The organism is Streptomyces sp. NPDC054813 (assembly GCF_053611365.1).
The window spans coordinates 501115-519302 of the sequence record NZ_JBSHAF010000003.1; the positions used below are offsets into that span (position 1 = coordinate 501115).

General features: G+C 69.8%; 14 protein-coding genes. 10 read left to right on the top strand and 4 right to left on the bottom strand.

Annotation, left to right across the window (positions count from 1 at the left end):
• Window positions 1-141: 141 nt before the first annotated feature.
• Entirely contained in the window at window positions 142-1602 is a 1461-nt protein-coding gene (locus tag ACWGJB_RS08475) for a glycosyltransferase family 29 protein (RefSeq protein WP_453379430.1), read from the top strand.
• Window positions 1599-3917: a glycosyltransferase gene (locus tag ACWGJB_RS08480; RefSeq protein WP_453379431.1), complete on the top strand. Its 2319-nt coding sequence runs from the start codon at window positions 1599-1601 to the stop codon at window positions 3915-3917. Before ACWGJB_RS08475 ends, ACWGJB_RS08480 begins: the two co-directional genes overlap by 4 nt.
• 149 nt (window positions 3918-4066) lie before the next feature.
• Here ACWGJB_RS08480 and ACWGJB_RS08485 read toward each other — a convergent pair whose 3' ends face one another.
• Together ACWGJB_RS08485 and ACWGJB_RS08490 are read right to left on the bottom strand one after the other, a co-directional pair.
• Window positions 4067-5401: a polysialyltransferase family glycosyltransferase gene (locus ACWGJB_RS08485; RefSeq protein ID WP_453379432.1), complete on the bottom strand. Its 1335-nt coding sequence runs from the start codon at window positions 5399-5401 to the stop codon at window positions 4067-4069.
• Entirely contained in the window at window positions 5398-6375 is a 978-nt protein-coding gene (locus tag ACWGJB_RS08490; protein ID WP_453379473.1) for a glycosyltransferase family 2 protein, read from the bottom strand. Before ACWGJB_RS08490 ends, ACWGJB_RS08485 begins: the two co-directional genes overlap by 4 nt.
• A 198-nt stretch (window positions 6376-6573) precedes the next feature.
• On the opposite strand from ACWGJB_RS08490, the gene ACWGJB_RS08495 reads away from it, so the two are divergent.
• Genes ACWGJB_RS08495 through ACWGJB_RS08510 form a run of 4 tightly spaced genes read left to right on the top strand, consistent with a single transcriptional unit; the run spans window position 6574 to window position 11375 of the window.
• On the top strand, window positions 6574-7911 hold the full coding sequence (locus ACWGJB_RS08495; protein ID WP_453379433.1) for a DUF6716 putative glycosyltransferase: 1338 nt from the start codon (window positions 6574-6576) through the stop codon (window positions 7909-7911).
• Window positions 7912-7967: 56 nt separating this feature from the next.
• A complete protein-coding gene (locus ACWGJB_RS08500; protein ID WP_453379434.1) occupies window positions 7968-9218 on the top strand; it encodes a cytidylyltransferase domain-containing protein in 1251 nt (416 codons plus the stop codon).
• A 15-nt stretch (window positions 9219-9233) separates the two neighbouring features.
• The gene (locus ACWGJB_RS08505; protein ID WP_453379435.1) at window positions 9234-10169 is read left to right on the top strand and encodes an N-acetylneuraminate synthase family protein; all 936 of its coding nucleotides are present in this window, start codon (window positions 9234-9236) and stop codon (window positions 10167-10169) included.
• Between the two features lie 60 nt (window positions 10170-10229).
• Entirely contained in the window at window positions 10230-11375 is a 1146-nt protein-coding gene (locus tag ACWGJB_RS08510) for a hypothetical protein (protein ID WP_453379436.1), read from the top strand.
• 51 nt (window positions 11376-11426) lie between these two features.
• On the opposite strand, the gene ACWGJB_RS08515 is transcribed toward ACWGJB_RS08510, so the two are convergent.
• Window positions 11427-11804 (bottom strand): SbtR family transcriptional regulator, encoded by a 378-nt coding sequence (locus ACWGJB_RS08515; protein ID WP_453379437.1) that lies wholly within the window; start codon window positions 11802-11804, stop codon window positions 11427-11429.
• Window positions 11805-11955: 151 nt separating this feature from the next.
• Between ACWGJB_RS08515 and ACWGJB_RS08520 the strand changes: the two genes are divergently transcribed.
• A complete protein-coding gene (locus ACWGJB_RS08520; RefSeq protein WP_453379438.1) occupies window positions 11956-13053 on the top strand; it encodes a glutamate--cysteine ligase in 1098 nt (365 codons plus the stop codon).
• 29 nt (window positions 13054-13082) lie between these two features.
• On the opposite strand, the gene ACWGJB_RS08525 is transcribed toward ACWGJB_RS08520, so the two are convergent.
• Complete coding sequence (locus ACWGJB_RS08525; protein WP_453379439.1) at window positions 13083-13736, bottom strand: class I SAM-dependent DNA methyltransferase; 654 nt, start codon at window positions 13734-13736, stop codon at window positions 13083-13085.
• A gap of 260 nt (window positions 13737-13996) precedes the next feature.
• Between ACWGJB_RS08525 and ACWGJB_RS08530 the strand changes: the two genes are divergently transcribed.
• The 3 genes from ACWGJB_RS08530 (at window position 13997) to ACWGJB_RS08540 (ending at window position 17953) form a co-directional block, all read left to right on the top strand.
• Window positions 13997-15214 carry an amidohydrolase gene (locus tag ACWGJB_RS08530; RefSeq protein WP_453379440.1) on the top strand — a complete coding sequence of 406 codons (1218 nt, stop codon included), beginning with the start codon at window positions 13997-13999 and terminating at the stop codon, window positions 15212-15214.
• A 413-nt stretch (window positions 15215-15627) separates the two neighbouring features.
• The gene (locus tag ACWGJB_RS08535; RefSeq protein ID WP_453379441.1) at window positions 15628-16659 is read left to right on the top strand and encodes a BMP family lipoprotein; all 1032 of its coding nucleotides are present in this window, start codon (window positions 15628-15630) and stop codon (window positions 16657-16659) included.
• A 247-nt stretch (window positions 16660-16906) separates the two neighbouring features.
• On the top strand, window positions 16907-17953 hold the full coding sequence (locus tag ACWGJB_RS08540; protein WP_453379442.1) for a BMP family lipoprotein: 1047 nt from the start codon (window positions 16907-16909) through the stop codon (window positions 17951-17953).
• Window positions 17954-18188: the final 235 nt, after the last annotated feature.

Sequence of the window (18188 nt, forward strand, 5' to 3'; positions counted from 1 at the left end):
CTAACCATTCTCTTACCCGTCGGGATTCGTTAACCATATAGTCGTTTTGGCTTCCTAGTTTCTCCATCCATCCCCCTCGTGCGGGGCACCCCACCACACACAGCAGTTGCACAAGCTTTGCTTGGCAAAATCAGGAGAGCTATGACGAGGGTCCAGAACAGGCGGGCACCTGCGCGCGGAGGGGAGCTGGACGACTGCCTGCACGCCTGCGCTGTGCACAGCGGCAAAGTGGTCGGCAGCCTCGACCGCCGTCGCGCGGAGTTGGCGGAGCAGCTGCGCAAGCTGCTGGTGGTCGTCGCCACAGAAGGCACCACCACGCCCGCGCCCGCCCCGGCCGGCGGCGCGACGGCGCTCATCAAGCGCGCGGTCAAGGGCGCGGCGAGCCCCTCCGGTGGTATCAACAACGACCTGCTGGACGCCCTGCTCGCGGTCGCCAACAAGGCCCTGGAGTGCGGCTACAACGACGAGCTGAACCTCGCCCTGGTGATCAGCGACACCGTGCTCGCCCAGCGCAAGAACTCCCGCGCCGGCTGGCGGCTGCGCGCCCGCATCCTGGAGGGACTCGGCGAGGAGAGCGAGGCCGTCGAGGCCTACGAGCGCTACCTCGAACTCACCAAGGAGGACGGCTTCGGCGTCGCCAACCGGATCTCCGGCCTGCGCCGCGCCGCCGAACGCGAACGCGAACTCCTGGACCTCCTGGGGCGCCAGGTCCCCACCGCCACGGACCACGTCCGCGAGCCCTCCACGGCCACCTGGGCCGAGGGTCTCGCCCTGCAGGCCATCGGCGACTGGAAGGCCGCCGAGCCCCGCCTGGTGGGCGCCCTGCTCGCCCTGGCCGCGGACGAGGCGCCGGTGAACGACCGGCAGGAGCTGCTCAGCCAGTACCTCGACCTGCGCCTCGCCGAGGGCGGTGACGCCGGTCTCACCGACGCCGTCGCGCTCTACGCCGAGCAGCGCCGGATCCGGATGCGCGGCCCGGTCGGCAACCCGACCTTCGACGGCGTGCAGTGGATCACCCTCGGGGAGTTCCGCAACCAGATCGCCGGCAAGTCGATCTGCCTGATCGCCAACTCGGGCCGGGTGGGCGCCAGCGGCATGGGCAAGGAGATCGACGACTACGACCTGGTCGTGCGCTTCAACTCGTACAAGATCGACCCGAAGCACACCGGCGAGCGCACCGACATCCACGTCAGCATCCACAAGCACGCCTTCAACTGGGAGAAGCCGGTGACCACCCGGCTGATCTTCGGCGGCGTCTCCGGTGACTGGAAGCACTCGCTGCGCAACAAGCTGGTGCCCGGCGCCCAGAAGTACCTCGCCGACGAGTCGCTGCGCTGGCCGATGCGCAACATCGGGCAGATCGGCGCCGACGCCTGGTCGGGCATCCCGACCTCCGGCTTCAACATGCTCTGGCTGCTGGACTTCCTGGACGTCAGCCCGACCCTGGACCTGATCGGGTTCGACTTCTACGAGAGCGGCGCCTACCGCGTGCAGGAGGCCATGAAGCTGGCCATCACCTCCGTGCACGAATACACCAGCGAGAAGGATTGGGTCATGCAGCGGGCCCAGAGCGTGAGCGACATGAGGATCTCCCTGCGATGACGACGACCTTCACCCCGGCGATACCGAACACCAACGCGAGCGCCCTCACCAAGAAGCGCCGGATCGCCTTCGCGTCCTACGTGGACGAGAACTACCTGCCCGGCTTCCTGGTCCTGCTGCGCAGCCTCGCCCTGTCCAACCCGGGCGTCTGCGAGGACTTCGTCGTGCTCTACGACGACCTGCGCCCGGCCTCCATCGCGAAGATCCGCGCCCTGCACCCGCGCATCGTGCTGCAGCGGGTCAACGACACGCACTACGACTCGTACGTCAAGGGCGACCAGGACAACTACCTGGTCCGCAAGGCGTACTTCATCCTCGACATCTTCCGGCTGCGCGACTACGACACCGTCATCACCCTGGACACCGACATGGTCGTCCTCGGCGGTCTCGGCGAGCTGCTGGAGCTCCGCGAGGGACTCGCCGCCGTCCCGCAGTTCTTCTACGGGCAGCACAAGCTGAACTCCGGTCTTCTGGTGATCCAGAAGGAGTACCTGTCCGACGAGTTCTGCGCGAAGATCGACAAGACCGGCCGCAGCGGCGACTACGAGCTGGACAAGCACGACCAGGGCATCCTGAACGCCGTCCTGGACGGCGACTTCGTCCGCCTCGACGCCAAGTACAACTTCGTCAAGCGGCGGCTCTCCGGCGACCTCCCGGTCCCGGAGGAGACGAAGATCCTGCACTTCACCGGCCGCCACAAGCCCTGGCAGGGCGGCGAGTCCGGCTACGCGCAGGCCGAGGACCGCTGGCGCGAGTTCGAGATGACCGACGCCGAGTTCCACGCCGCCTACTTCGCCTCCTCCGGCGGCCTCCACCACGACCTGGTCGTGCACTTCGGCACCCCGCACGTCAAGCGCACCGGTGACGTGGAGATCGCCCGCAAGGTGGCCGCCGCGCACATCGCGGCCGGCGACTACCAGGACGCCGTCGACACCCTCAGCGGCGTCCGCATCCCGCTGGACGAGGCATGGCCGCACGAGGTGCTCGGCCACGCCCTGATGAGCGTCTCCCGCTACGACGAGGCCAAGACCCAGCTGCTGCTCGCCAGCGCCGCCCCCAACCGGGCCGCGACCGCCTTCTCCCGGCTCGCCCAGATGGCCTGGGTGCACGGCGACAACACCGAGGCCCTCCGGTACGCCACCGCCGGCCTCACCGTAGACCCCACACACCGCCCCAGCCGCCTGTGGGCGCAGCGCGCGGCCGCCGTCCCCTCCCAGGAGCAGGGCAGCGCCGAGGACCAGCTGGCGCACGTCGCGTTCTACATGGACCGGCAGGGCAACGCGGGCGACAAGCTGCTCCCGGAGACCGTCCGGCTCGGCTTCGGCCCGGACACGACCTCCCGGCGCTGGCACTCGGTGCACGCCCACCGCTACTTCGACCAGGCCGCCCTGGAGCGGGTCAACGCCCGCCGGGGTCTGGTCATCGGCGGCGGCGGTCTGTTCATCCCGGACACCATGCCCAACGGCAACAGCGCCTGGCAGTGGAACGTCCCGGACGAGCACCTGCGCGCCATCGACGTCCCGATCATGGTCTACGCGGTCGGCTTCAACGCCTTCGACGGCCAGTCCTACCGGGCCACCCGGTTCAACGAGAGCCTGCGGCTGCTGGTCGAGAAGTCGTCCTTCTTCGGCCTGCGCAACCACGGCTCCATCGCCAAGGTCCGCGGCATGCTCCCGCCGGAGCTCCAGGACAAGGTCGTCTTCCAGCCCTGCCCCACCACGGTCATGCGCCAGCTGGTGACCGGCTGGAGCGACCCGGCGTACCGCGAGGACACGGTCATGCTCAACGCGGCCTACGACCGCGCGGGGCTGCGCTTCGGCCACGACTACGGGCACTTCCTGGGCGAGATGGCCAAGGCCGTCCGCAAGATCGGCGAGCACACCGAGGTCAAGTGTGTGGCGCACTCGCTGGACGACGAGAAGATCGCCTTCGACCTGCGCCGTGAACACGGCATCTCGCTGCCGGTGATCCCGATGTACGACTTCTCCAACGACGAGATCCGTGAGACGTACGCCAAGACCCGCCTGGTCATCGGCATGCGCGGGCACGCCGGCATGATCCCGTTCGGGGTCGGCACGCCCATCATCTCGCTCATCTCGCACCCGAAGATGGCGTACTTCCTGAACGACATCGAGCGGCCCGAGTGGGGTGTCTCGGTGCACGAGCGCGACCTCGGCGACATCCTCACCGAGCGCGCGATCGGCATCCTCGACAACCACAGCCGTACGGTCGCCGACGTGCACGACCGGCAGCAGCAGCTGTGGAAGGTCACCGAGGAGAACCGCGCCACGATCAAGAAGATCCTGGGCAGGTAACACCGAAGGGGCGGGCCCGATTTCGGACCCGCCCCTTCGGGAGCGCCCCGTAGGGGCGCGAGACTGCGTTGAATATGCGGCTACCGCCGCGCGGGCGCGACCAGCCAAGACGGCGCCGCAGACGAAGTGACTCGGCGCTACCAGCGGAGCTACCGGCGCACGACCCGCCGCAGGTTGCGTGCCTTGCGGGCCATCCGGCGCACCGTCGCGTTGCGCGGCAGGAAGCCCAGCTGGGCCGGAAGCCCGCCGGGCAGCGCGAGCGAGGTCAGGCGCTTGCGCTTGAAGTAGCGGATGGTCGTGTCGTTGAGGTGCTTGGTGAGATAGCGCTCGGTCTCCTGGCGCAGCTGCGGGTGGATCTTCGGCTGCATCGCGAAGCCCACCGCACGCAGCAGATCGGTGAGTTCCCCGACGGTCAGCAGCGCGCGCTGCTCCTCGACGGCCTTGCGGTCGGTGAGCGAGGGCAGCAGCGCGTCGACGACGGTGACCGGGACGCGGTTGCTGTTCTCGTACGGGGTGAGCTTGTCCAGGAGCGTGTCGGTGCCGATCCGGGCGGTCGGCAGGCTGTACAGCGCGGACGCGGTGAGCAGCGCGGTGGAGAAGCAGCCGACGACCAGTGCGGGGCGCATCTTCTGGTACAGCACCTCGGCGAGGACCGTGGTGTCCAGGACGGTGAGGTCGACCTCGAGCCTCTCGGCCTCCTGCTCCAGGGTGTGCACGAAGCGGGCCGGCGCGGAGGGGTGCGGCTTGAACACGACCTTGGTGTGGCCGAGTTCGACGGCGCCCTTCAACATCCGCACGTGCAGGTCCTCCTCCTGTTCGGGGGAGAGGATGTCGAGCGCCGAAAGGTACTGGCCGAGCAGCAGGGCCGGTTCCTCGATCTGCGGCAACTCGTCGCCGCTGGGCGCCAGTTCGGCCAGCACCTTGGTGAAGGCCGCGGTCGGCACGACCTCGCCGGGAACACCGAACTCGGTGAGCAGCATCGGCTTCAGGCCCGGCACCAGGTCGAGGTGGAGGACCCGGTCCACCCGGGTGCCGATCAGCGGGTCGATCTTGTTGCGGGTCGGGCCGTAGCTCATCAGGCCGTCGGCGTAGACCGTGATCGGGGCGCCGGTGAACATCTGGGTCAGGCTCAGCGAGGGGTTGACCTGGATGGACTCGACGGCGAACTCCACGTCGTCGTCGCCGAGCCGCCACTCGTGGCGCAGGAAGCGTTCCCACAGGGGGAGGTCCTCGGGACGCGGGGCCCAGCCGCCGGGGTGGAACGGGAAGATCGTCTCGTTGTACGAGATCACGTCGTCGAAGCGGTCGCGCAGCCGCTCGAAGCCCGGCGCCACGTCCAGGCCCGGAGTGGTCTCCGGGGTGGCCGCGTTGTTGCAGACCAGCAGGATGCGCCGGTCGGCCGGGCGGAAGGCGCCGGAGTCCAGGGCGGCGGCGAGGGTGGCCGTGCCGTAGAGGGTGGACGCCTGGAAGATCTGGGTCGTCACGCGGCGGCCCCCGCGGGAGCGGGACGGCGGCGCAGCCGGCGCAGCTTGGTGGCGCGCTGGAGGTCCATGGAGTCCAGGGCCTCGTCCAGCACGTCCTGCGGCATGCGCCGCAGCGCGGCGGCACTCATGGATTTCAGCTTCTTCGCCACCGCGGGCTCGAACCTTTCGATGGATCCCAGGTGATGGGAAATGATGGCGCAGTAGGTACGGACGGCCTTCGGCAGGAGTTCCTTCGCGTCCGCGTCCTGTGCGGTTTCCTCGATCACCTGGTCGAACGCGCGAATGAAATCGAGCTGACGGACATCTCCGATCTGCGTGAGTGACGAGGCTACGCCACGCCGATAGAAGACGCCGAGCAGGTTCACCGCCGCGAAGGACTCGGCCTCCCGGTGCAGCTTCCAGATCCACGGCCGGTCCTCGGCCGTGCGCAGGCCGTCCGTGAAGTGGACGAGCCCCTTGTCCACCAGACGGCGGTGGTAGACCCCCGCCCACGCGTACGCGTAGTCGACGGAGGTCGACCGGTCGGCCGGCAGGATCGCCTCCCGCGGGTTCATGACGGTGTCGCGGCGGCCGACCGGTACCCGGTGCACGACCCGGGCCCGGGCGGTGCACTGCACATGATCGGTGCGGACGAAGTCGCAGCCCAGGGCCTGGATGGCATCCACCAGTTGCGGGTAGTAGCCCGGCGCGAGCCAGTCGTCGCCGTCCAGGAAGGTGACGTACTCGCCGCGTGCTTTGTCGATGCCGGTGTTGCGCGCGGTGGCCAGCCCTCCGTTCAGCTCGTGTCTGACATGGACCGCGCCTGGCAGCTCGCGCTCGGCTCGCGCGAGAATCTCTGGTGTCCCGTCGGTCGAGCAGTCGTCGACGAGAATGAATTCGAAGTCCTCACGCGCGTTCGCGCGCAGGCTCCTCAGGGTGTCGGGCGCGTATTGCTGCACGTTGTAGAACGGCACGATGACGGAGAGCTTGACCACGTGGTGGACGTTAGAGGGGCGCCCGTCATCCGTCCTGACCGTTGTCTTGACACCAGGTGAACGACATGTGTCGAAGCTATGAATCGGGGCTTTTTCAAGGCTTATCCCGGGCTGATTCGCCATTCGGCGATGTGTTGTTAACCCTTTGTTGGATTCGGGTTCGGGAGATCCTCGGAATCGCTTCCTAGCGTCTTGGATGTGCCAGCAAGTGCAACGAAGTCCCTGCGGGTGGCCGTCCTGGCGGATTCCGATACTCGGTGGAAGTGGGGGGCGCTCACCGCGAAGCGCCTGATCCCCAACGAAAGCGACAATTCGGACGTCCGGCTCGACGGTTATCTCCTGCGCGGCCGTGCCACCCCCACCGCCCGCCAGCTCCAGGAAGTCGGCGTCCACGCGGACTCGCTCCGCGAAGTGACGGCCGTCGAGTTCCTGCGCGCCATGGAAGCCGGCCCCGAGGGCGCGGAGTCGTACGACATCCTCGTCCTCTCCCTCGTCGGCGGCGGGGTGCAGGCGATGCTGCACGGGCTGCGCAGCGTCTTCGCCGGCGGCGAGAAGCGGCCCGTCGTCGTCACCGGCTATGTCGGCGTCGTCTACGAGAAGCTCGCCGACGGTCTGCTGCTGCGGCACGGCGCGGACCTGGTCCTCGCCAACTCCCGCCAGGACGCGGACCGTTTCCGGGCCGTGTACGACGGGGTCGGCGCCGACTCCTCCTCGGTGACCGAGGTCGCGCTGCCGTTCCTCGGCGGGGCGCCCTACGAAGGTGAACACGAGCCCTACACCGTGGTGTTCGCGGCCCAGCCCTCGGTCCCCGAGAGCCGCAAGGACCGTACGTACCTGCTCAACCGCCTCATCCGGCACGCCCGTCAGCACCCCGAGCGGGAGGTGCTGCTCAAGCTGCGCTCCAAGCCCGGCGAGCACACCACCCACATCGAGGAACTGCCGTACCAGAAGCTGGTCCAGGGCAAGGACGTGCCCGCCAACTTCCGCCTCGTGTACGGGCATATGGGCGAGGTACTCGACCGCACGGACCTCCTGGTCACCGTCAGCTCGACGGCCGCTCTGGAATCCCTGCACCGGCGGATCCCCACCGTGGTCCTCACCGACCTCGGTGTCCGCGAGACGTTCGGCAACCACCACTTCGTCGGCTCCGGCTGCCTCGCCTCCTGGGACCAGCTCGACGCCGGACACCGCCCGGTGCCCGACGCCGAGTGGGTCTCACGGCAGGGCGTCGCCGCCGACGGGTCGTACGCCACCGCGTTCGACGCCGGCCGCGAGCGGATCGCCAAGCTGCTCGCCCGGCCCGGCGGTCTGCCGCCCCTGAACCCGTACTACACACCCGAGACCGCGCCCGGTTACCTGCCCGGCATCCTGGCCCGCCACCACCTTGGCCCCGACGGCGTGCCGCTGCCCGGCGCGCCCGCGGCCGACAAGGCACCGGGCCCCGTCCGCCAGATCGTGCGCCGGGCCGCGCGCGGCGCCTACCGCCACGGCGTCCAGCGGGTGGCCCCCGTGATCCGACGAATGGGAGAGCTGTGAGCGACCGGATCCCGCGCCAAGGAGCCCAGCTCCACGCATCCGAAGGAACAGAGCCGATGTCCCACCCCGAAACGGCCGTCGTACCCCGGGTACTCGCCGTGATCCCCGCGCGCGGCGGCTCCAAGGGCGTGCCCGCGAAGAACCTCCTCCCGGTCGGCGGCGTCCCGCTGGTCGCCCGCGCCGTCCGCGAGTGCCGCGCCTCCCGCCTGGTGACCGACGTCGTCGTCTCGACGGACGACCAGGCGATCGCCGCGGCCGCCCGGTCCGCCGGCGCCGAGGTGGTGCTGCGCCCCGCCGCCATCGCCGGTGACACCGCCACCTCCGAGGCCGCCGTCCTGCACGCCATGGACGCCCACGAGGCGCTGCACGGCGCCCCGGTCGACGTGGTGCTGCTCGTGCAGTGCACCAGCCCGTTCATCATCCGCGAGGACATCGACGGGGTGGCCGGCGCGATCGTCGAGAACGGTGCCGACACGGCCCTGACCGTGGCGCCCTTCCACGGCTTCGTCTGGCGCGACGAGGTGGACGCCCCGGTGCCGGCCGGCACCGACGCGGCCTCGGCGAGCGGCGGCTTCGGCGTCAACCACGACAAGTCCTTCCGCCCCCGCCGCCAGGACCGCCCCCAGGACTTCCTGGAGACCGGCGCCGCCTACGCGATGCGCGCCGACGGCTTCCGCGAGCACCGGCACCGCTTCTTCGGCCAGACCGAGCTGGTGCGCACCGACCCGGCGCGCGTCCTGGAGATCGACGACCCGCACGACCTGGCCCGCGCCCGCGCGCTGGCCGCCCTCTTCGACGCGGACCGCCCCGGTTCGCTGCCGACCGCCGACGACATCGACGCGGTCGTACTGGACTTCGACGGCACCCAGACCGACGACCGGGTGCTGATCGACGCCGATGGAAAGGAGTTCGTCTCCGTGCACCGCGGCGACGGACTCGGCATCGCCGCCCTGCGAAAGAGCGGGCTCAAGATGCTGATCCTCTCCACGGAGCAGAACCCGGTCGTCGCCGCCCGGGCCCGGAAGCTACAGATTCCGGTCCTGCACGGCATCGACCGCAAGGACCTCGCACTCAAGCAGTGGTGCGAGGAGCAGGGCATCGCTCCCGAGCGCGTGCTCTACGTCGGAAACGACGTCAATGACCTCCCGTGCTTCGCCCTCGTGGGCTGGCCCGTGGCGGTCGCGAGCGCCCACGACGTCGTACGCGGCGCCGCACGCGCGGTCACCACCGTCCCGGGTGGCGACGGCGCGATCCGAGAGATCGCCAGCTGGATCCTCGGCCCCTCTCTCGATTCCCTCCCGAAGTAAGGACACCCCACAGTCATGAGCAACTCCCGTCTGCGCACGTTCGGTTCCCGTGAGGTCGGCCCCGGCAAGCCCGTCTACATCTGCGGCGAGATCGGCATCAACCACAACGGTGAGCTGGAGAACGCCTTCAAGCTGATCGACGTCGCCGCCGAGGCCGGCTGTGACGCCGTCAAGTTCCAGAAGCGCACCCCGGAGATCTGCACCCCGCGCGACCAGTGGGACATCGAGCGTGACACCCCCTGGGGCCGCATGACCTACATCGACTACCGCCACCGCGTGGAGTTCGGTGAGGACGAGTACCGCCAGATCGACGAGTACTGCAAGAGCAAGAACATCGCCTGGTTCGCCTCCCCGTGGGACACCGAGGCCGTCGCCTTCCTGGAGAAGTTCGACATCCCGGCCCACAAGGTCGCCTCCGCGTCCCTGACGGACGACGAGCTGCTGAAGGCGCTGCGCGCCACCGGCCGCTCGGTCATCCTCTCCACCGGCATGTCCACCCCGAAGCAGATCCGCCACGCGGTCGAGGTCCTCGGCTCGGACAACATCCTGCTCTGCCACGCCACCTCCACCTACCCGGCGAAGGCCGAGGAGCTCAACCTCCGCGTGATCAACACGCTGGAGAAGGAGTACCCGAACGTCCCGATCGGCTACTCCGGCCACGAGACGGGCCTGCAGACCACCCTCGCCGCGGTCGCCCTCGGCGCCACCTTCGTCGAGCGCCACATCACCCTGGACCGCGCCATGTGGGGCTCCGACCAGGCCGCCTCCGTCGAGCCGCAGGGCCTCACCCGCCTGGTCCGCGACATCCGCACCATCTCGGCCTCCCTGGGCGACGGCGTCAAGAAGGTCTACGACTCCGAGCTCGGCCCGATGAAGAAGCTGCGCCGTGTCACCGGTGTCGTCGCCGAGGCGGAGATCGCCGCGGCGGCCGGCGAGCCGGTCCAGGTCTGACACCGCTGAAATCCTGAAGTTACGTCTGTTGTGTTACGACGACGGGACGGTCGTACGTCGATGAGCCCCCGCGCCGGGAACCCCGGCCCCCACACACTCGCGTTCGTCGAGAGTCCGGTGCAGCTGCTGAACGTGCTGGAGTGGGCGCATGTCCACGCCCTGCGCGGGGCGGTGGAGCCGGTGCCGACGGTGCCCTCGCAGGCCCGCCGCGCATCGGTCGCCATATCGGCGGCGGCACCCGGCGCGGAACTCACGATCGTCGTCCTGTCCCCGACGGACCCCATGACCCGGGGCCAGCTGCGCCGTATGGCGGACCTGGCCCGTGACGAGGGCTACCGGGTCCGCTGGGAGGAAGCCCGGGGCGGCACCACCGCCCCCTTCCAGACGATCGGCGGCCTGGCGGGCTCGCTCCGCCGGGCCGACCGCATCGTGATGGGCGATCCCTTCTCCCGCTACGTGCAGCTGCTCCTGACCATCACCCGCGCCCGTGACCTGGTCGTCGTCGACGACGGCACGGCGACGATGGAGTTCGTGGCCCAGCTGGCGCGCGGCGAACGCCTGGTCCGCTGGCACCGCAAGGGCGGCCGCCCGGGCGCCCGGGACCTGCTCTTCGCCCCCGTCTCCTCCTCCGCGCGCCGCCGCCTCACGCCCAGCGACCGCCGCCGGGTGGAGGTCTTCTCCTCCATGCCGGTGACGGAGACCCCGGCGGGTGTGACGGTCACCGCCAACGACTTCAGCTGGACCAGAGCCCGCTTCGGTCCGCCGCGCATCACCAAGGGCGCCGACATGGTCGGCACCTCCCTGGTGGAGACCGGGGTCGTGGACGGCGACCGCTATCTGGAGGCCGTCCAGACCCTGGCGAAGGCACACGGCGCGACCCGCTACTTCGCCCACCGCAGGGAGAGCACGGAGAAACTCCACCGCCTCGCGGGCGAGACGGGGCTGGAGATAGTCCGCCCAGACCTCCCCCTCGAACTGATCGCCCGCCGCGGCCCGATCGGCCGTACGATCCTGAGCTTCCCCTCGACGGTCGTACACACCCTCCCCCTGGCACTGGTCGGCACGGGCGTCAGGGTGGCCGTCTGTGACATCGACCCGGCCTGGCTGACGGAGAACGCGTCGCCGCGCGCCCAGGGGTTCCTCTCCGGGGTCACCGGCACGGCGAAGGACGTGCACCGGCTGACGGCGGTCACGAGCCCGGCGTAGCCGGCGGGGCGGTGGTCAGCCGCCGGGCGGTGCTCATGCGTCGGGCTGTGGTCAGCCGGTCGGCGGTGGGCCTCCGCGCGGGCCGGAGCCCGCGCCCGGCGGGGTCATGCGCTCGCCGAATCCGCCGCCGGGCAGCGGTTCCGTGTGCTCGGGGCGTGCGCGCAGGCCGTCAAGCAGCAGTCGCAGATAACGCCGCCACAGATCCGGCTCACCGCTGCGATCGGTGACCGTCCCCAGCATTTGCTGGATCATCACCAGGTCCCAGGGCTCGGCGTCGGCGCGCAGCACGCCCTGCGCCTTGGCCCGCTCGACCACGCGATCGACGTGGCCCTTGATCCGCTCCCCGAACTCCGACCCCCTCGGCGCGGTCCGGTCGGTGCCGAGCAGCACCTCGCGCAGACCGCGGTCGAGGGCGTGCAGTTCCGCCACCCGCTCGAGGCTGGTCGCCAGCGGAGCTGTTCGCCGAGGAGTGAGCGTCGGGGCCGCCCGCTTCCCGGCAGGTGTCCCCCCGGCCGGCGTGGGAAGTCGGGGTGCAGAGCCTGCCGCGTTCGGTGGTGGCACGGATGGAGGGCGGCCCCGGGTGCGTACTGTCGGAGTGGAGGAGGAGCTTCTGCTCGTCGACCCGGAGACGGGGGAGCCCCAGGCGTCGGCGGCCGCGGTGCTGGCCCGGGCAGCGTTGGCGGATCCTGGGCAGGACGTGTTCGAGAAGGAGCTCTACGGGCAGATGCTGGAGTTCGCCACCCACCCGCAGTCGGAGATGGCGGACCTGGGAGAGGAGATCGTGCGGTGCCGTAAGGAGGCCGCGCGGCTCGCCGGGGAGCTGGGGTGCGCCGTCGCCGCGCTGGCCAGCTCGCCGCTGCCGGTCAGCCCCTCCGTCAGCATCAACCGGCGCTATCAGTGGATGGCGGAGCAGTACGGGATCGCCACCCGGGACCAACTGGTCTGCGGGTGCCATGTGCATGTTTCCGTGGCGTCGGACGAGGAGGGGGTCGGGGTTCTGGACCGGGTGCGGCCCTGGCTGCCCGTGCTCGTCGCCGTCAGCGCCAATTCACCCTTCTGGCAGGGCCGGGACTCCGGGTACGCCAGTTATCGCAGCCGGGTGTGGGCGCGCTGGCCGTCCGCCGGGCCGGCGGAGCTGTTCCGGTCCGCGGCGCGGTACCACCGGCTGGTCGCGGACATGGTGGCCACCGGCGTCATCCTGGACGAGGGGATGGTCTACTTCGACGCCCGGCTCGCCCGGCGCTATCCGACCGTGGAGATCCGGGTCGCCGACGTGTGCCTGCGCGCCGGTACCGCCGTGCTCGTGGCCGCACTGGCCCGTGCCCTGGTGGAGACCGCGGGGCGGGAGTGGCGGGCCGGGCAGGAGCCCGTGGACCGAGGCGTGGGGCTGGCGCGCATGGCCGGCTGGCGGGCCGCCCGCTCGGGGCTCGGCGGGGAACTGCTCGACCCCGTCACCCTGCGGCCCCGGCCGGCGGAGGCGGTCCTGGACGCCCTGCTGGCGCACACCCGGGACGCCCTCGCGGACAGCGGCGACCTGGCGATGGTGGAAGAGGCCGTCCAGCGGCTGCTGCGGGACGGCAACGGCGCCGACGAACAGCGGCGGCTGCTGGCGGACACCGGCAGCCTGCGGGACGTCGTCACCGAGTGTGCGCACCGTACCCAGGTCGCTCAGCTCTGATGCCCCCGGCCACCGCGCCCCCGGTCCGGTCAGGGCTTGCGGGCCAGTACGAACGCCCGGGGCCGCTTCTCCCCGTCCAGCGGCTCCCGGATCAGCGTGGCCGCCACCTCCAGACCCGCCTTGGCGAGCATGTCGCCCACCGCGTACGCCGGGCGCCAGTGGTACTGGAGGTCGATCTCGTGGCCGAAGCGTTCGGTGAGGTGGAGGCCGGGCTGTTCGCCCTTCTGGAAGGCCAGCAGGACATGGCCGCCGGGGACCAGGACGCGGTGGAAGCCGGCGAAGGCCGCCGGGAGGTGGTCGTCGGGGATGTGGATGATCGAGTAGAAGGCGAGGATGCCGCCGAGGGTCGCGTCGGGCAGGTCCAGGGACGTCATCGAGCCCCGGTGGAACCGCAGGTCGGGGTAGGCCTCGCGGGCCAGGGTGACCATGGCGGGGGAGAGGTCGATGCCGAAGGCCGGGACCCCCAGCTCGTTCAGGTGGGCGGTGATGTGGCCGGGGCCGCTGCCCAGGTCGGCCACGGGGGCGGTGCCGTTCGCCTTCACCAGGCGAGCGAAGGCGCCGATCAGGGACATGTCCACCGGAAGGTCGGGGAGCCCGGGGAAGGCGGCGGAGTACTCCTTGGCGATCGCGTCGTAGGACGTACGGGTGGTTTCTATGAAGTCGGTTGTCTCCGAGTCCGTCACGGTCGCGCACGCTACCGGGCGGGCGTGGCCCGCGTGGCGAAGTCGCCGCACCGGCCCGGTCCCGTTTCGGTACGTGGACAGAAACGGCGTGACTGCCGTAGAGCGTGGTATCCGTGGAAGAGGAAACATAGGTTTTACCCAGCCACGTCCGAGGTCATGCCATCGCGGTCAGATTTTCTTCCCCTAACGGGCTGAACTTTTGTTGATCTCGGGGCAGTTGACCCCCCGGGCGTCCTACCCTTCAGAGGGTGAACCAATTGATGTCCCTAGAGTCCGAGGCCGACCTCCCAGGGGATGTGCTCCCAGGTGTGCTCAGCGAGGAGCTGCACGCCGAACTCGTAGCCTTCCGGCGCGACCTGCACATGCACCCCGAGCTAGGCAACCAGGAGTTCCGCACCACTGCCGCGATCAAGGAACGGCTGGAAAAGGCCGGTCTGAGGCCGCGGGTGCTCTCCATGGGAACCGGGCTCATCTGTGACATCGGGCCCGAGGCCGACGGGCTGCCCGTGCTCGCCCTGCGCGCCGACATCGACGCCCTGCCCATCCCGGACATGAAGACCGAGTGCGCCTACCGGTCCACCGTGCCGGACCGGGCGCACGCCTGCGGGCACGACGTGCACACCGCCGTGGTGCTGGGCGCCGGGCTCGTCCTCGCCGAGCTGCACGAGCGGGGGCTGCTGCCGCGGCCCGTACGGCTGCTCTTCCAGCCCGCCGAGGAGGTGCTGCCCGGCGGTGCCGCCGACGCCATCGAGTCCGGGGCGCTGGACGGGGTGGGGCGGATCATCGCCGTGCACTGCGACCCGCGGGTGGACGCGGGGCGGATCGGGCTCAGGACCGGCGCCATCACCAGTGCCTGCGACCGTATCGAGGTGGCGCTGGACGGGCCCGGCGGGCACACCGCCCGGCCGCATCTGACCACCGACATGGTCACCGCCGCCGCCCGGGTCGCCGTCGACGTGCCTGCGCTCATCGCGCGGCGCGTGGACAGCCGCAGCGGGCTCGCCGTGACCTGGGGGCGGATCGAGTCCGGGCACGCGCCCAACGTCATCCCCCAGCACGCCGAGCTCTCCGGGACCGTGCGGTGCCTGGACCTGGCCGCCTGGCGGCAGGCGCCGGACGTGGTGCACGCGGCGATCGACGAGGTCGCGACCCTGCACCGGGCCAAGTCCGAGATCAACTACGTGCGCGGGGTGCCGCCGGTCGTCAACGACCCGGTGGTCACCGAACTGCTGCGGGACTCGATGACCGCCCGGCGCGGCACCGACTCCATCGAGACCACCGAGCAGAGCCTCGGCGGCGAGGACTTCTCCTGGTACCTGGAGCACGTGCCAGGCGCGCTGGCGCGGCTCGGGGTGCGGACGCCGGGCGAGCGGACCGTGCGCGACCTGCACCAGGGCGACTTCGACGCCGACGAGCGGGCCATCACGGTCGGGGTGGAGCTGTTCACCGCCGCCGCCCTCATCGACGCGACCCGCTAGCGAGCGGTGGGGCAGTCGTAGCAGGGGCAGTCCTGTCGGACGGCCCTACGGGACGGCTGTATCGGACCGCCGTATCGGATGGTGGTATCGGACGGCCGTATCGGACAGCCGGAGAAACGGTCAGCCGGTCGCAGGGGGCGAAGGCGCCTGATCGGTGCCCCTTCGTCCCCTTGTGTCACCCCGGCGTAACCCGCGATCCCTCCTTGTAACCCGGGGTCGGCACGGTTCGATAACGGCAATGAGAAACCCCGTTCCCCTTCCCTTCTACGCGCGTTACTGTGCGCCGAAATCGCCACCACAGGTGGCCGATTGGGGAAGCGGGCCGGTGACGGTGCCGTGGGGACGAAGGGGTGCTTGCTGTGCGTTTTGTCTCTAGGGGAATCTCTCGCAGGACGAGGGTCTCCCAAGCCGCGGTGACCGTCGCCGTCATCGCCCTCGCCGCCGCGGGATGCGGTAAGTCCAGCCAGGACAGTGGTGACACCGCCACGAACTCGTCCGGCAAGTACAACGGCAAGGGCATAGGCCTTGCCTACGACATCGGCGGCAAGGGCGACCAGTCCTTCAACGACGCCGCCTACGCCGGCTTCCAGAAGGCCGAGAAGGAGTTCGGCATCAGCGGCCGGGACATCGAGCCGCAGGCCGACGAGTCCGACGCCGACAAGGTGCAGCGCCTCGACACGCTCGCCAAGTCCGGCTACAACCCGATCATCGGGGTCGGCTACTCCTACGCGCCCGCCGTCAAGGAGGTCGCCGCCAAGTACCCGAACATCACCTTCGGCATGATCGACGACTCGACGATCAACGCGAAGAACGTCGTCGACATGGTCTTCGCGGCCGAGCAGTCGTCGTACCTCGCGGGTGTGGCCGCCGCCTCGGCCACCAAGAAGGACCACATCGGCTTCATCGGCGGCGTGGACATCCCGCTGATCCACACCTTCGAGGCCGGGTTCGACCAGGGCGCCAAGTCGGTCGACCCGAAGATCAAGATCGAGTCGCAGTACCTGACCCAGACCGCGGCCGAGGGCGGCTTCTCCAGCCCGGACAAGGGCAAGACCGCCGCCCAGGGGCAGATCGACGCCGGTGCCGACGTCATCTACCACGCGGCCGGCCTGTCCGGGCAGGGCGTGATCGAGGCCGCCGCCACCGCCAAGGTGTGGGCGATCGGCGTCGACTCCGACCAGTACGCGCAGGACGCGCTCGCCAAGTACAAGGACTACATCCTCGGCTCCGCGCTGAAGAACGTCGGCGGCGCGGTGTACGACCTGGTGAAGTCCGTCTACGAGGGCAAGCCGGAGAGCGGTGTCGTCAACGGCACCCTCAAGACCGGTGGCGTCGGCTTCGCGGACACCAACCCGAAGTACAAGGCCCTGACCAAGGTCGTCGCGGCCGTGGACAAGGCCAAGCAGGACATCATCGACGGCAAGGTCACCGTCAACACCAAGTGATCCGACATATGTGTACGGCCGGGTGAGCCGGCCGTACACAGGCGCGGCCGGCCGCGTGCCGCCGTTACAGTCCTTGCGCCCCTTGCCTCCTGCAAGGGGCGCACTGCTGTACGTAACCTTGGACGGTGACTGTGGCCACAGCTAGATAACGGACCGGACATTGGGGGTTTTCCGTCTGGTCTACGCGCGTTACGCTGCCGCGGAACCAGCGCCTGGTTTGGGCGCTTGCACAAAGGAGTCAAGTTCCATGCGCCGGGTGTCCCGTATCGCGGTTGCAGGCGTTGCAACCGCAGCTCTCGCCGTCACAGTCTCCGCCTGTGGCAGCTCCTCCACCTCGTCCTCCGCGAGCAAGGGCAAGGACCTCGGTCTGGCTCTCGCCTACGACGTCGGCGGCAAGGGCGACCAGTCCTTCAACGACGCCGCGACCGCCGGCCTGGACAAGGCCGACCAGCAGTACGGCTACAAGTCCGCCGCCGTCGAGCCGCAGGAGGGCGAGTCGGACGCGGACAAGGTGCAGCGCCTGGAGACCCTGGCCAAGTCCGGCTACAACCCGGTGATCGGCGTCGGCTACTCCTACGCGCCGGCCGTCAAGGAAGTCGCGGCGAAGTTCCCGAAGGTCACCTTCGGCATCATCGACGACAACACCATCAAGGCCGACAACGTCGCCGACCTCGTCTTCCACGAGGAGCAGGCGTCCTACCTGGCCGGTGTCGCCGCCGCCAAGGCCACCAAGACCAACACCGTGGGCTTCGTCGGCGGTGTGGACGTGCCGCTGATCCACAAGTTCGAGGCCGGCTTCGAGCAGGGCGTCGCGGACACCAAGAAGGGCGTCAAGGTCAAGTCGCAGTACCTGACCGAGACCGCCGCCGAGGGTGGCTTCGCCAGCCCCGACAAGGGCGAGAACGCGGCCGACGGCCAGATCGACGCCGGTGCGGACGTCGTCTACGCCGCCGCCGGCCTCTCCGGCCAGGGCGTGATCAAGTCCGCCGCCGCGCACAAGGTGTGGGCGATCGGCGTCGACTCGGACCAGTACAAGCAGGACGCGCTGGCCCAGTACAAGGACTCCATCCTCACCTCGGCCATGAAGGACGTCGCGGGCGCGGTCTACAACCTGGCCAAGTCGGTCCACGACGGCAAGCCGGAGACCGGTGAGATCCGCGCCAGCCTGACCACCGGCGGCGTGAGCCTGTCCGACTCCAACCCGGCCTTCAAGAGCAACGCCGCCATCCAGGCCGCGATCAAGAAGGCCGAGGCCGGCATCAAGAACGGCTCCATCGTGGTCAAGACCTCCTGACCCGACGGTCATGACCATGCCCTAGGCATGGCCAAAAGGACGCTGTAATGGCAGCGTTACGGCCACGGAACGGGGTGCGGGCAGGATCTTCCTCCCGCGCCCCTGTCGTAGCCCCGGATCCCGCCGGGGTACGGCGGGGACCCACCCCGGTTCGCGCGGCAGAATGCTCGGAACGGATCGAGAGTCAAAAAAGCTCGGTCAGGTCCGGGCACTATTTAAAGCAGGGGCGCTACGC